The following is a 14486-nucleotide window of genomic DNA, read 5'->3' as shown; positions in this document are numbered from 1 at the left end:
AGTTTGCGAGCTAAGGGTAGGGCGCGGGTGGGCAGTGATGCTTGACACATGCAAAACGTTTTGTGTACTCTCGTTCACACCGATCCAAAACGTTTTGCAAAGGAAGTCGATGACGACGAGAGTGGGCATACGCGAAGTGGCCAAGGCCGCAGGAGTTTCAGTGACCACTGTCTCCCACGCCCTCAACGACGCCACCAGCTCCCGGGTCAAAGCGGAAACCCAGCAGCACGTCCGGGACGTGGCCAGGAACCTTGGCTACGCTCCCAACCGGCTCGCCAGCGGGCTGCGCAACCAGCGCTCCCAGATCCTGGGCCTGGTCAGCGACGAGATCACCACCACGCCATTCGCCGGGGCAATGATCCGCGGAGCGCAGGACGCGGCCTACGAGCGGGGCTACGTGGTCATGGTGGTGAACTCGGGCCTGGACAGCGAGCTCGAGCACCGCGAAATCACCATGCTTCAGCAGCACCAGGTGGACGGCGTGGTGTACGCCAGGCTGTACCACCAGGGAGTCGAACTGCCGCCGGCGCTCTCGGGGATCCCCACCGTGCTGCTGGACGCCGTCACCGGGGACCCCGCGGTCTCCTCCATCGTGCCGGACGAGGTCGAAGCTGCTGAAACCGCCGTCGAAGCACTCATCAGGGCGGGCCACACGCGGATCGGAATGATCAACAATGTGGACGACATTCCCGCAACGCACGGCCGGCTGGAAGGATTCCATAATGCGCTGCGCCGCCACGGCATCGAGCACGATCCGCGGCACCTCGTCATCGGGCAGCCGATAACTTCCGGCGGCCGTGAAGCGGCACTGGGTCTCCTGAGCCACCCGGACAGGCCAACGGCCCTGTTCTGCTTCAGCGACCGGGTGGCCATGGGCGCGTACCAGGCGGCCGCAGCTCTGGGACTGACCGTCCCGGAGGATGTTTCGATCGTCGGCATCGACAATCTGGAGCTCATTGCGGACTCGCTGTGGCCGGGGCTGACCACGGTGGCCCTGCCGCACTACGACATGGGGCGATGGGCGGTCAACCGCGTTCTTGACGACATTGAGCGCCCGGGGGCGCCGCCCAAACAGGTGCGGCTCGCCTGTCCCCTGATCGAACGGGGATCCGTAGGACCGCCCAGGACCTGACGGCATTTTTCGTAACCAACCACTACCCGGTGTCCGCCTGAAAAGGGACGCAGCCGTTGCAGCGGCCGCGCCCCTTCCGGACCCGGGCCAATCATCCACGCGCAAAATCAGCAGAAAGACTGGACCTTCATGAACAAGCGATTCACACGGATCCTGGCCACCAGCATAGCCGCGGCGGCCCTGATGGGCGGTCTCGCTGCCTGCGGCAAGGGCAGCGCGTCCGCCACGTCCGAGGACGGCAACGAGATCACCATGTGGACCCACAACGCGGGAAACCCTGACGAGCTCGCGGCCATCAAGTCCATCGTCGACAAGTACAACAAGAGTGGCGCAGCCAAGGCTCAGATAAAGGTGCAGGCGTTCCCGCAGGACTCGTACAACGACTCGGTGGTCTCGGCCGCCGCTGCCGGGAAGCTCCCGTGCATTGTGGATATCGACGGGCCCAACGTGCCCAACTGGGCCTGGGCCAAGTACCTGACGCCGCTCAAGCTCTCAACAGACCTGTCCAAAAGCCTCCCCAGCACCGTCGCCAAGTGGGAGGGCGAAACGTATGCGGTGGGCTACTACGACGTTGCCCTCGCCATGTTTGCCCGCGCCTCGGACCTCAAGACGGCCGGCGTCCGCGCCGCCACGGTTGAGAAGCCGTGGACCAAAGAGGAGTTCCAGGACGCGCTGACCAAGCTTAAGGCTCTCGGCAAGTGGCAGTACCCCCTCGACATGGGGACGGCCGGCACCGGTGAATGGCTGCCTTACGCGTACTCGCCGCTGCTGCAGTCCTTCGGCGGAGACCTCGTCAACCGCGACGGCTTTCAGTCAGCGGACGGAGCCCTCAACGGCGACAAGGCCGTCGAGTGGGCCGCGTGGTTCCGCGGACTCGCCGACCAGGGCTTCATGGCCAAGAAGAGCGGCAAGGACTCCACCCAGGACTTCCTGAACAACAAGAGCGGCCTCGTCTACACCGGCTCGTGGGCCGCGGACAAGGCGCGCAAGGCTCTCGGCAAGGACCTGGCTGTCATGCCGTCTGTGGACCTCGGCAACGGCCCGAAGATCGGCGGCGCCTCGTGGCAGTGGGGCGTGACCAGCGGCTGCAAGAACTCCGAGGCCGCGATGGACTACCTCTCCTACTCGCTGAAGCCGGAAAACATCGCCGCCGTAGCCAAGGCCACCGGAACCATCCCGGCCACCGATGAAGCCGCGGCCCTGATCCCCGCCTTCGCAGAGGGCGGCGAAAACCGGGTGTTCATGGAACTCTCCCGCCAGCAGGCCGTCATGCGCCCCGAAACGCCTGCCTACCCGTTCATCGCGACGGAGTACGGCAAGGCCGTCCAGGACATCCTGGCCGGGGCCGAGCCCAAAACTGTCCTGGACAAGGCGGTCAAGGCGATTGACGCCAACATCAAGTCCAACGGCGGCTACAAGAACTAGCCGGCCGCCGGACGGGAGGACGACGGCGGGCGGCACCTGCCGCCGTCGTCCTCCACCCGGCACTGACTGTCAACGGAGACTCCCATGACAACCACCCAGCTTCGCTCCCGTCCCTCCACCTCTCCGGCGCCGGGCGGAACCACCCCGGCGGCGGCCCGCCGCAAGCGCCCGGGCCGCCTGCGCGAACAGCTCAGCGGCTGGGGGATGATCGCGCCGGCCGCGGTCCTCCTGCTCGCCTTCGTGTTCCTGCCGGCGATCCTCGGCTTCGGCCTGGCCTTCACGAACGCCCGCCTCATCTCCCCGCGGCCGGTGGAGTTCGTCGGCATGGACAACTTTGCCCGGCTCTTCACCGACCCCACCTTCTGGCGCGCGCTCCTGAACGTCAGCTACTTCGCCGTGGTGGTGGTGCCGGTGCAGTCCGGCCTCGCCCTGGCCATGGCCCTGCTGATCAACAAGAAGTTCCGCGGCGTGAACTTCTTCCGCACCGTGTACTTCTTGCCCGTGGTCACGTCCATGGTGGTGGTGTCGCTGCTCTGGCTCTTCATGTACCGCAAGGACGGGCTGATCAACGAGCTGCTGTCCACGTTCAGCTTCGGCCTGATCCAGGGCGCGGACTGGCTGAACGACCCCGCCACCGCCATGCCGGCCATCATCGCGCTGTCCATCTGGCAGGCCGCCGGCTTCCACATGATCATCTGGCTCGCCGGGCTGCAGAGCATCTCCGGTGAGCTGTACGAGGCCGCGCAGCTGGACGGGGCCAGCCGCTGGCACCAGTTCCGGTACGTGACCTGGCCGGGCCTGAAACACACCCGCAGCCTTGTGCTGGTGACCATCACCATCCAGGCCCTCGGCCTCTTCGATCAGGTCAGTGTGATGACACAGGGCGGCCCGCTCGACTCCACTACCACCATCATCTACGAGGCGGTCCGTTCCGGCTTCAAGCAGCAGGAGACCTCCTACGCTTCCGCCATCTCGCTCGTATTCTTCGTCCTGGTACTGCTGATCTCCGCGGTCCAGCGCTACCTGACCCGAGAGAAGGACTGACGTGAAAAACGTGCTCCGCCTCAATTCGATCGGCGCCATGGCCGTGCGCATCCTGTTTGCCGCCGTCGCCGCCTTCCCCATCGTGTTCATGCTCGTGTCCTCGCTCAAGCCGGACCAGCAGATCTTCGGCGACATGTCCTCGGTGGCGGCCTTCCTGCCCGTCGGCAACATCTCGCTGGACAACTACACCGCCGTCTTTGACCGGGTTCCGGCCGCCCGCTTCCTTATCAACTCCGTCGGTATCTCTGCCGTGACAGTGGTGCTGGGAATCTTCATCAACAGCCTGTGCGCCTTCGCGCTGTCCCGAATGCAGGTCCGCGGCAAGCGCGTTGTGTTCACGGCGATCCTGGCAACCCTCATCGTGCCGTTCCAGACGCTGGCGCTGCCGCTGGTGTGGTGGGTGAACCAGCTGCCCTACTTCGAACTCAACGGCTTCAGCCTGGAGATCTCGAAGGGCTGGCTGGACACGTACCAGGTCCAGATCATCCCGTTCATCGCCAACGCGTTCTCCATCTACCTGTACCACCAGTACTTCGAGTCCATCCCCAAGGAACTGGATGAAGCCGCCCGGATCGACGGCGCCGGCTGGTTCAAGATCTACCGCCAGGTGGTGATGCCGCTTGCCGGTCCCGCCACGGCCACGGTGGCCATCCTGACGTTCCTGCCCGCCTGGAACTCCTACCTGTGGCCGCTCATGGTGGTCCAGTCCGAGGAGCTTCGCCCGGTGATGATCGGCATCCAGTACTTCTTCCAGCTGAACGTCTCCTGGGGTGAGGTCATGGCCTATGCCTCGCTGATCACGGTTCCCGTGGTGGTCCTCTTCATCGCGTTCCAGCGCTCCTTCATCAACAGCATCGCCTCCAGCGGTGTCAAAGGCTGACCAGCCCTCTTCCTAGTTCGAAAGCGAACCATGACTTCCCTGAATGCAACGCCCGCACTCGACTGCCGTTACCGGCCCAAATGGCACTACGCCGCCGAGCGCAACTGGCTTAACGACCCCAACGGGCTGGTGCACTCCAACGGGGTTTACCACCTCTTCTACCAGCACAACCCGCTAGGCGACGTGTGGGGCAACATGTCCTGGGGCCACGCCACCTCGGCGGACCTGCTGAGCTGGAATGAGCAGCCCGTGGCCATCCCGTGCGACGAGCAGGAGGCTATTTTCTCAGGATCGGCCGTCGTGGACACCCTGAACACCAGCGGTTTCGGCGTCGGGGGAGTGCCGCCACTGGTGGCGGTCTACACCAGTGCCTACTCCCCGGCGTCGCCGCTCGCTGGGCGGCAGACGCAGTCGCTCGCGTTCAGCACGGACGACGGCGCCACCTGGACCAAGTACGCGGGGAACCCGGTGCTGGACCGGGCGTCCGCTGACTTCCGCGACCCCAAGGTCTTCTGGTACGACGGCGATGCCGGCAGCTACTGGGTGATGGCCGCCGTCGAGGCCGTCCGGCACGAGGTGGTGCTCTACAAGTCCGCCGACCTCAAGTCGTGGGAGCATCTGAGCACCTTCGGTCCTGCCAACGCGACGGGCGGGGTCTGGGAATGCCCGGACCTGTTCGAACTGCCCGTGGACGGCGATCCAAGGAACACCCGGTGGGTCCTCGTGGTGAACCTGAACCCCGGCGGGATCGCCGGCGGTTCGGCGGGGCAATACTTCCTGGGAACGTTCGACGGCGTGACGTTCCGTTCCGAAACCACCGTCACCGAGGGCATGCAGGCCGACGACAGCCGGATGCCCGACTACGGCTGGCTCGACTGGGGACGGGACTACTACGCCGCCGTCTCGTTCAGCAACGCCCCCGACGGGCGCCGCCTCATGATCGGCTGGATGAACAACTGGCAGTACGCCGCTTCGACACCGTCACAGGGCTGGCGCAGCGCCATGTCGCTGGTCCGCGAGGTCCGCCTGGAGACCCGGGCCGGGCGCCCGGTGCTGGTGCAGGCTGCGGTGGACCCGTTCGCGGCTTCCGGGACTGAGCTGCTCGCCGCCGGGCCGGCGCCGCTTGCGGACGGAGTGCAGTGGCTGCCCGTGGAGGCATCCGGGGATGTGCTGCGCATCGACGCCGAATTCCGGCCCGGTTCCGCAGGCAAGGTGGGGCTGGTGCTGCGTGCCGGCGAATCGGATGGCGTGCCGGAACGAACGGTGCTGGCCTACTCCGGCGTTTCCGGGGAGTCGCTGTCCGGGGAGTCACCGTCCGGGGAGTCACCGTCCGGCGAGCTCAGCCTGGACCGGACGGCCTCGGGGAACGTCGGGTTCCATGCTGACTTCCCGTCCGTGGAGCGCGTGCCGGTTTCGCTGGACAGCAGCGGCCTGCTGCGGCTGACGGTTTTCCTGGACCGGTGCTCCGTGGAGGTCTTCGCCCAGGACGGACTGGTGACCCTTACGGACCAGATCTTCCCCGCGGAGTCCAGCACCGCCGTCGGGCTGCTGGCCGAAGGCGACGGCGCCACCCTGGTAAGCCTCATCGTCACCGGCTGAGCCTGCAAACTAAAGCAACGCGGGGTCACTTACAGCCCAATAACCGGCGGCAGGTTCAAGGGGTCGTTGCAACACCTGAGTGATTGGTGTTGTTGTGGGACGTTTTGGTCGGCCTGAGGTGTTGCGTGAGGTTGTGCGGGTGTTCTGGGAGGCGAGGTCTTCCGGGTTGTCCGATGAGGTGGCGGCGGAGGCTGCCGGGCTTTCCGTTACTGCGGCACGTGGGATCGTCCGTCAGCATGGTGGGGTGGATCCTTCGATTACGCCCCCGTGCGGGCGGTACCTGTCCTTTGATGAGCGTGAGTTGATCGCTGTGTGGCGCGCGGAAGGGTGCAACGTGCGGGAGATCGGCCGTCGTCTGGGCCGGAGCGCGTCCACCATCAGCCGAGAGCTTGGCCGGAACGTCCGCAACGGGGGCCAGCGGCCTTATCTTGCGTCCGCGGCCCAGAACCGCGCCCAGAAGCTGGCGCGGCGGCCCAAGGCCCGGAAACTGGCCTCCAACGAGGCCTTGGCGCTCTACGTCGCCGGGATGCTAACGGCCCGTGAGAGGTTGTCCCCCGAGCAGATCAGTGTCCGGCTGAGGATTGATTTCCCCGATGATGAGAGCATGCGCATCAGCCCGGAGACGATCTATCAGTGCATCTACATCCAGGGCCGCGGAGGGCTGAGAGCCGAGCTCTCCGCAGCCCTGCGCACCGGCCGCGCGGTGCGCCAACCAAACCGGCGGGCCGGGATGCGAAAGCCCCGGGTCCCGAAGGAGCTGCTGATCAGCGAACGCCCGGCGGAGGCCGATGACCGGGCGGTGCCCGGACATTGGGAGGGCGACCTGATCATTGGCACGCCCGGCACCGGGGCGATCGGAACGCTCGTGGAACGCACCAGCCGCTTCGTGATGCTTCTGCATCTGCCCAACGGACACACCGGCGAGCAGGTGCTGGCCGCCATCCAGGAAACCCTGCCCACGCTGCCTGCCCACTTGCGCCGGTCCCTGACCTGGGACCAGGGGGCGGAGATGGTCGGCATCCATGACCGGGTCAAAATCGCCACGGGAGCAGAAGTGTACTTCTGTGATCCTCACTCACCCTGGCAACGCGGCACGAATGAGAACACTAACGGACTCCTGCGCCAGTACTTCCCCAAAGGGATGGACCTCACCGCCGTCACCCCCGAGGACCTCGACTACGCCGCCGCCGGCCTCAATGGCCGCCTCCGCAAAACACTCGGCTGGAAAACCCCCGCACAAGCCCTCCAGCAAATTCTGGAAGAATCAGCAGCATAGGACGCGTGTTGCAACGACCACTGGAATCCGCCCCGGAACCCTTCCTCACCTTTCGCCGCTTCACGCCGAACCCTTCCTCAGGTGTGGTGAGCGCATACTCCTGCCTGTGGATAACTTCTGCGGGGCGGGGCGGTTTCGCGCAACAATGCCGTATGCAAACACGAACCGATCTTCCTGTCAGCCTGGTGTCTGCCCCGTTCACGCTGGGATCCGCGAAAGCGTCAGGTGTTCCACCCAACAGACTGCGCCGGTCTGACGTCGCGCATGTAAGTCGCGAGCTGTACCGCCCGACTGGCTGGAGCTTCGAGCTAGAGGCCGCGGCTCGGGCACTTTCTGCGGCATCGCCCGGCGCCTGGATCTCGCACGTCACAGCGGCTCGGATCCGAAGCCAAATCCTCCCGCCGTGGCTGGCGGACTCGACCGAGCTGCATCTGAGCAAACCCCATTCCCTGCCTGAAGTGCGGAGAAGAGGGGTGATCGGTCACAGCGTGCTGGCATCGGAGGGTGAGAGCGAATTCGTCGACGGCATCCATATCAGCAGCAGGTCCCGCACCTGGCTCGATATGGCGAGACGGCTGTCGGAGAGCGAACTGGTCTGCATGGGCGATGAACTGATTTGCGTTCCAAGAGCGGAATTCGAAGACCGCACCGAACCGTTCGACACGCTTGAGGGATTGCGGTCCCTCGTCGCCCGCCATCCGAATCTTCAGGGAGTGGTCCGGGCGCGTGCCGCGATCGAGCGGATGCGCGTCGGAGCGGATTCCGCGCCCGAGTCGCTACTCCGCCTGGCGATGGAGGACGCAGGCCTTCCGGAACCCCAGTTGCAGGTGCCACTGCGAGAGGACAAGACCATCGGGCCGACTGCCGATCTCGGCTACAGGCATCGGCGGCTGGCCATCCAGTACGACGGCGACCACCACCTTCTCAAGCCCCAAATCTTCAGCGATAGGCGGCGTGACAAGGCATTCGAGGCTGCCGGGTGGACCGTTGTTGTGTTTGGCAAGAAGGATTTGGCCGACGGCTTCGCAGGGGCCATCCACCAGATCAAGCGTGGAATGCGAAGGAGCCTGCTGGACCATCCTCAGGCGTCGGGATTTGCAGATGACGTCTGAGGAGGGGTTGGTGTTGGGGCGGCGAAAGGTGAGGAGGGGTTGGGGTTGAAGCGGCGGGACGTGAGGAAGGGTTTAGAAGAGGCCGACCGGGTTGCCGTCGTCGTCCACGTCCATGCGCATGGCAGCGGGAACGGCGGGAAGGCCTGGCATGGTCATCACCGCTCCGGTCAGGGCAACGATGAAGCCGGCGCCGGTCTTGGGGATGAGGTCGCGGACGTGGATGGTGAACCCCTTGGGCGCCCCCAGCCGCGAGGCGTCGTCCGTGAATGAGTATTGCGTCTTAGCCATGCAGACCGGCAGCCCGGACCAGCCGTTCTTCTCGATGTCCGCCAGCCGGCGCAGGGCAGGCACCGAAAAGTCCACGCCGTCGGCGCCGTAGATTTCCTGGACGATGGTGCGGATCTTGTCCTCCACGGACATGTCCAGCGGGTAGAGATGCCGGAACGAGGACGGCCCGTTTACCGCGGCGGCGACCTTGGCAGCCAGCTCATCGCCGCCGTCGCCGCCCCCGCCCTTTCCCCAGATGTCAGCCACCGCGGCCTGGATGCCCTCGCCGGCGCACCAGCCGAGCAGCCAGTTGAGCTCCTCCAGGCTATCGGCGGGGAACTTGTTGATCGCCACCACCGGCGTCACGCCGAACCGCTCCACATTCCGGACATGCCGGCGCAGGTTCACCACGCCCGCGGCCAAGGCCTCGACATTCGGCTCCTTCAGCCGGTCCTTGCGAACCCCGCCTTGCATCTTGAGTGCGCGAACGGTCGCAACCACCACGACGGCCGCCGGCGCCACATCAGCGATCCGCGCCTTGATGTCCATGAACTTTTCCGCGCCGAGGTCGGCCCCAAACCCCGCCTCCGTCACTACGATGTCGGCAAGCCGGCGGGCGGTCTGCGTGGCGATCAGCGAGTTGCAGCCATGGGCAATGTTCGCGAACGGCCCACCATGGACCAGTGCGGGGGTGCCGGCGATCGTCTGGACGAGGTTCGGCTTGATCGCATCCTTCAGCAGCAGCGTCAGCGCGCCCTGCACGCCCAGGTCCGCCACGGTGACTGGCGTCCGGTCATAGGTGTAGCCGAAGGTGATGCGGCCCAGCCGGTCCCGGAGATCGGCCACGTCGGTGGCGAGGCAAAAGACCGCCATGATTTCGGATGCGACGGTGATGTCGAAGCCGTCCTGGCGGGGCACACCCTGTGAAGGCCCGCCGAGACCAATGACCACCTCGCGAAGGGACCGGTCATTCATGTCCAGTACCCGCTTGAACGTCATCCGGCGCGGGTCGATGTTCAGTTCATTGCCCTGGTAGATGTGGTTGTCCACAAGAGCCATGAGGGCATTGTTGGCGGATGTCACGGCATGGAAGTCGCCGGTGAAATGCAGGTTGATCTCGTCCATGGGCAGTACCTGGGACAGCCCGCCGCCGGTGGCCCCGCCTTTCATGCCGAGGATCGGGCCCAGCGAGGGTTCACGCAGCGCGACCATCACCTTGTGGCCAGCCCGCGCAAGCGAATCCGCGAGTCCCACGGTTGTGGTTGATTTTCCTTCTCCGGCGGGCGTTGGCGACATCGCGGAAACCAAGACCACTTTTCCGGCCGGCGCCGGGGCTGACAGCTTTGCGGGGTCGATCTTCGCTTTGAAGCGGCCGTAGAGCTCGACTGCCTCGGCATCGATGCCGGCGGCAGCGGCGATCTCCTCGATCGGCCGGAGCACTGCCCTGCGGGCAATGTCCAGGTCGCTCAGGGGGGTGCTGCTCTGGCCGGTATCGCTCAGGGGGGTGCTGTCAGACATCGTCGTCCTTTCCGAAGGTGTTTAGCCGGTGAGCCGTGACCCGTAGACGGCGGCCATGGGGTGGCTGGAGGCATATTCGTCGACGGCGGCGTGGTAGCTGTCGAGGGTGATGGCGGCGGTGCGTTGCCAGCCGGAGTTTGCTGCGTGGATGGCGGCGGCGGTGCCCATGTGGTGGCGGGTGGCGGGGTCGTCGTGGAGGGCTTCGAGGGCGTCTGCCCAGTCAGATGCCCGGTGGCCGTCCACCAAAAGGCCGGTGCGGCCGTGGCTGACCGCGCGGGCCAGTCCGCCGACGCGGGTGGCGACCACAGGGGTGCCGCAGGCCTGGGCTTCCAGCGCCACGAGGCCGAAGGATTCGCTGTACGAGGGCATGACGACGACGTCGGCCGCCCGGTACCAGGAGGCCAGTTCCGGTGCGCCGACCGGCGGATGGTGGGTGACGGCGTCGTCCAGTCCGGCGGCGCTGATCAGGGTTTTAAGGTTGAAATCCTTGGCGCCGCTGAGCGCACCAAGGATGGTGAGCTTGAGGTCGATGTCGGGGCGGCGCTGGCGGAGCAGGGCGGCGGCCTTCAGCAGGATTTGCGGGCCTTTGAGCCGCTGGATACGGCCGGCGAAGAGCAGGTGGAAGGTGCCGGGTGCGATGCCGTGTTCGGTCCGGGACCGGGTCCGGAACGCGGGGGTGAAGACGGCGAGGTCGACGCCGGGGGGTGCGACGTCGATGTGGTCGAAGTCGGCGCCGTAGTGGGAGACGAGTTCGGCGGCTTCGGCGGTGGTGTTGGCGATCAGGCGGGTGGCGCCGTCGACGATGCGGTTCTCGCCGTCTTCGCGCCGGCGGGGTTCGGGTTGTTCGCCGGAGTTCAGGAGGAGGTTCTTGACTTTGGCCATGGTGTGCATGGTGTGCACGAGCGGGACGTTCCAGAGGCCGGAGAGTTCGATGCCGGCGATGCCGGAGACCCAGTAGTGGGAGTGAATGAGGTCGTAGCGGCCGTGGGGCTGCCGGGCGCGGACGCGTTCGATTTCGGCGACCATGCTGTGCAGCAGTTCGGGAAGTTCTTCTTTGGGGAGTTTACGGGGCGGTCCGGCCAGGACGTTATGGACGCAGACGCCGGGGTCGGGGTGTTCGACGGCGGGCTGGCCGGCGGCGGTGGAGCGGGTGAAGATTTCCACTTCGATGCCGGTTTCGGCCAGGGCGGAGGCGAGGCCGCGGATGTAGACGTTCATGCCGCCCGCGTCCCCTGAACCCGGCTGTTCCATGGGGGAGGTGTGCAGCGACAGGAGAGCCACACGCTTAATGACGGACATGAGCCTCCCTCCTCGCCGTACTACTGGAACTGCATCGGATAAAACACTACTCCTGAACCGTCCCGGCAACGGTGGCGGTTCAAGTGCTCCAGACGTGGTGTTTCACACGCCAACCAGGGCGGCCAGCGGATGTGGCACGGCCCTGTTAAAACCGCACAGGAGCCCTGCCGCCGCCCAGCGGGGTGCCGCCCAATGCGCGCCGTCCGCGCCGCCACAACCTGGGCAACTCCGGAAACGCGCCTTCGTAGCCGCTGAGCAGCGCGTTGGCCAGCGCCGCCGAGCCGACCAATGGATGTTCGGCGAAGGCTTCCAGCGCCGCATCCCGGTCGCCGGCAGAAGCCGCACGCACAGTGAGCAGCTCCACTTTCTTGACCTGCTGCAGAAGCCCGAGTTGCGGTTCGGCGGGCCGGGCCTGCGGAATGGGCACTGCCCCCTCCGGTGTGACCGTGCAGGGAACTTCGACGACGGCGTCCGCCGGCAGCCCGGGAATAGCGGCCTGGGAGCCGCCCGCCAAGGCGAGGGACTGCCCAGCGGAGTTCGGCGTGTTGAGGATCAGCTCCGTGGCATCATCCCCCGCCCGGCCGACGCCGGGACCCCCGGCCAGCGCCCGCATCACCGCCAGCGCCACCTGCTCGTAACCGCCGCCGGCAAGGTCCTCGGGGTTCCGCGCCTCGCCGCCGGCCCTGGCCTCGGCCAGATACCCCTCCTCACGGGACCGCCTCGCGGCCTCCCACAAGCCGAATGCTTCGTCACCGGCGGTGGTCAGCTGCGGGTACAGCTCAGCCTGCTGGCCGTGGATCGACTCACCGCGGGTCGCGGCCATCGCCCGCGTGGCCGCCGCCACGCGCGCTGCCTCGTAGTAGTAGACCAGGTACTCGTTCGGCAGCAGTCCCAGCTCGCGCAGGAATGGCTGCGGAAACAGCCTGCCCTCCTCGAAGCCGGCGAGGGCATCCGCGTCGGCCAGCAGGCTGGGAAGGACATCCCGCCCGCCGCTCTCCAGCCGGTACAGCCAGCCAAGATGGTTCAGCCCGTAGTAGCCCACGCCGTCGAGCCTTCCCGCCGGCAGCGGTACCCCGGCCGCCCGGGCGGCACGGTGGACAAGGGCACTGGCGGAATCGCAGATACCGATCACCTTCCGGCCCAGCACGGGAACCAGCGCCTCGGTGACCATCCCGGCCGGGTTGGTGAAATTGATCAGCCAGGCGTCCGGGCAGTGCGTCCGCATGTTCGCCGCCAGCTCCACCATGGCAGGGATGGACCGCAGCGCGTAGGAGATGCCGCCCGCGCCGGTGGTTTCCTGACCCAGGAGCCCGAGGTCCTGGGCCACCCGTTCGTCGGCGACACGCCCGGCCGTGCCGCCCGGGCGGACGGCGGCGAACACAATGTCCGTCCCGCTGAGGGCTCGGGGGAGGGACGTCGTGGACGTCACCGCGGGCGGACGCCAGGAGGAACGCCCGACGGCGGAACTTCCGTCCGGAGCGACCCTCACGTCCGGCGACATGGACCGAAGCACAGCCTCGATGGCGGCGAGCCGGCCGCCGTCGACGTCGAACAGCACCACCTCGCTGACCAGGCCCGAATAGGGCCCGGAACACAGGGCACGGTAAACGAGGGGAACCCGGAATCCGCCGCCGCCGGCGATCATGAGCTGCATGGCAGGAGTCTATGCGCAGTAGCCGACAACATGGCCTGAACTGCGGGGACGCAGCCGCGCAGTCCCATCCCAACCCCCACATCGCGGGGTTTCAACGCCAAGGTACACGGCGTAATGTGCCGAACATGGAGGCGAATCCAGCACGCCGTTTCGACCCGCTCTCGGCCGTCCGTACCCAGGCGGCCGGCGAGTTCGACCTGCTGCTGGCCGGGACCGTTTTTCAGGACATCATCTTCACCGGGCTGCCGCACGCGCCCGAGCCCGGAACGGAAATCTGGAGCGAAGGGATGGGCAGTTGCCCCGGTGGCGTGGCCAACCAGGCCATCGCAGCCGCGCGCCTTGGCTTGCGGACCGGGCTGGCGGCGGCCTTCGGCGACGACGGCTATGGCGACTACAACTGGAAAATCCTGGACCGGCAGGAGCACGTGGACCTGTCCCTGTCCCGCCGCATCCCCGGCTGGCACTCGCCGGTGACCGTATCCCTCAGCGTGGACCACGACCGCTCGATGGTCACGCACGGGCACCCGGCGCCGGTGACCTCCTCCGAGCTGATCGGGAATCCGCCCCGCGCGCTGGCTGCCGTGGCGGACCTCGGGCATGAACTGGAGCCGTGGGCGCTCGCGGCGCATGAAGAGGGAGTGAAACTGTTCGGCGACGTCGGCTGGGACCCCACCGGCGAGTGGGCCCACGCCAGGCTTGCGAACCTGCAGTATTTCCATGCCTTCATGCCCAACCAGCGCGAGGCCATGGCCTTCACCGGCAAGGACGATCCCTGGGCGGCGCTGTACTCCCTGGCGGACCGGGTGCCGGTGGCGGTGGTGACCCTGGGGGCGCAGGGGGCCGTGGCCGTGGATTCGGAAACCGGCGAGGAGGAGTGGGTGCCCTCCCTGCCGGTAGCCGCCTATGATCCCACCGGTGCCGGGGACTGCTTTGGGGCCGCGTTCATCGTCGGCAGCCTGGCAGGGTGGCCCCTCAGCGACCGGCTGCGGTTCGCCAACCTCTGCGCCGCGCTTGCAGTCCAGGAGGTGGGCGGGTCCCTCGCGGCGCCGGGCTGGGGCGACATCGCCGACTGGTGGAAGCGCGCCAACGCCCGGCCGGAACGCCGCGGGAGCCAGTGGCTGCGCCGTTACTCCTTCCTGGCCGACATCGTCCGGGATGTTCCTCTTCAGGCGCAGAGGCGCGCGGCCGCCACCATCGCGCACCTCTCGGACGCCTGAGCGCCCGGCACGCTGCCGGTCCGGCAATTATTCGGCCCGAAGCACCAGCACTAGAATCAATAG

Annotated in this window: 11 protein-coding genes; 8 read left to right on the top strand and 3 right to left on the bottom strand. The window is 66.7% G+C overall.

Going from position 1 to position 14486, the window contains the following annotated elements; all coding sequences use genetic code 11:
* Window positions 1–109 precede the first annotated feature (109 nt).
* From G9E11_RS09345 to G9E11_RS09315, 7 genes are all read left to right on the top strand, one after another.
* Window positions 110–1132 carry a LacI family DNA-binding transcriptional regulator gene (locus G9E11_RS09345; RefSeq protein WP_190605007.1) on the top strand — a complete coding sequence of 341 codons (1023 nt, stop codon included), beginning with the start codon at window positions 110–112 and terminating at the stop codon, window positions 1130–1132.
* Between the two features lie 129 nt (window positions 1133–1261).
* Window positions 1262–2557, top strand: coding sequence for a sugar ABC transporter substrate-binding protein (locus tag G9E11_RS09340; protein ID WP_190605005.1), 1296 nt, complete (start codon window positions 1262–1264; stop codon window positions 2555–2557).
* Window positions 2558–2641: 84 nt separating this feature from the next.
* Entirely contained in the window at window positions 2642–3601 is a 960-nt protein-coding gene (locus G9E11_RS09335; RefSeq protein WP_190605003.1) for a carbohydrate ABC transporter permease, read from the top strand.
* 1 nt (window position 3602) lies between these two features.
* Window positions 3603–4481: a carbohydrate ABC transporter permease gene (locus G9E11_RS09330; RefSeq protein ID WP_190605001.1), complete on the top strand. Its 879-nt coding sequence runs from the start codon at window positions 3603–3605 to the stop codon at window positions 4479–4481.
* Between the two features lie 30 nt (window positions 4482–4511).
* On the top strand, window positions 4512–6080 hold the full coding sequence (locus tag G9E11_RS09325; RefSeq protein ID WP_190604999.1) for a glycoside hydrolase family 32 protein: 1569 nt from the start codon (window positions 4512–4514) through the stop codon (window positions 6078–6080).
* A 79-nt stretch (window positions 6081–6159) separates the two neighbouring features.
* Window positions 6160–7356 carry an IS30 family transposase gene (locus G9E11_RS09320; RefSeq protein WP_414635181.1) on the top strand — a complete coding sequence of 399 codons (1197 nt, stop codon included), beginning with the start codon at window positions 6160–6162 and terminating at the stop codon, window positions 7354–7356.
* A 152-nt stretch (window positions 7357–7508) separates the two neighbouring features.
* Window positions 7509–8468 carry an endonuclease domain-containing protein gene (locus G9E11_RS09315; RefSeq protein WP_190605941.1) on the top strand — a complete coding sequence of 320 codons (960 nt, stop codon included), beginning with the start codon at window positions 7509–7511 and terminating at the stop codon, window positions 8466–8468.
* A 72-nt stretch (window positions 8469–8540) separates the two neighbouring features.
* On the opposite strand, the gene G9E11_RS09310 is transcribed toward G9E11_RS09315, so the two are convergent.
* From G9E11_RS09310 to G9E11_RS09300, 3 genes are all read right to left on the bottom strand, one after another.
* On the bottom strand, window positions 8541–10253 hold the full coding sequence (locus G9E11_RS09310) for a formate--tetrahydrofolate ligase (RefSeq protein ID WP_190604995.1): 1713 nt from the start codon (window positions 10251–10253) through the stop codon (window positions 8541–8543).
* A 21-nt stretch (window positions 10254–10274) separates the two neighbouring features.
* The gene (mshA, locus tag G9E11_RS09305) at window positions 10275–11552 is read right to left on the bottom strand and encodes a D-inositol-3-phosphate glycosyltransferase (protein WP_190604993.1); all 1278 of its coding nucleotides are present in this window, start codon (window positions 11550–11552) and stop codon (window positions 10275–10277) included.
* A gap of 145 nt (window positions 11553–11697) precedes the next feature.
* Window positions 11698–13206 carry a family 4 glycosyl hydrolase gene (locus tag G9E11_RS09300; RefSeq protein WP_190604991.1) on the bottom strand — a complete coding sequence of 503 codons (1509 nt, stop codon included), beginning with the start codon at window positions 13204–13206 and terminating at the stop codon, window positions 11698–11700.
* A gap of 125 nt (window positions 13207–13331) precedes the next feature.
* Here G9E11_RS09300 and G9E11_RS09295 point away from each other — a divergent pair, with 125 nt between their 5' ends.
* The gene (locus G9E11_RS09295; RefSeq protein WP_190604989.1) at window positions 13332–14423 is read left to right on the top strand and encodes a carbohydrate kinase family protein; all 1092 of its coding nucleotides are present in this window, start codon (window positions 13332–13334) and stop codon (window positions 14421–14423) included.
* The last annotated feature ends 63 nt before the right edge of the window (window positions 14424–14486 follow it).

The sequence above is a fragment of the Arthrobacter ipis genome (assembly GCF_014694315.1).
Taxonomy (GTDB): Bacteria; Actinomycetota; Actinomycetes; order Actinomycetales; family Micrococcaceae; genus Arthrobacter; species Arthrobacter ipis.
Note: the sequence above shows the minus strand (reverse complement) of the source record. Positions and strands in the feature narration are given on the sequence as shown.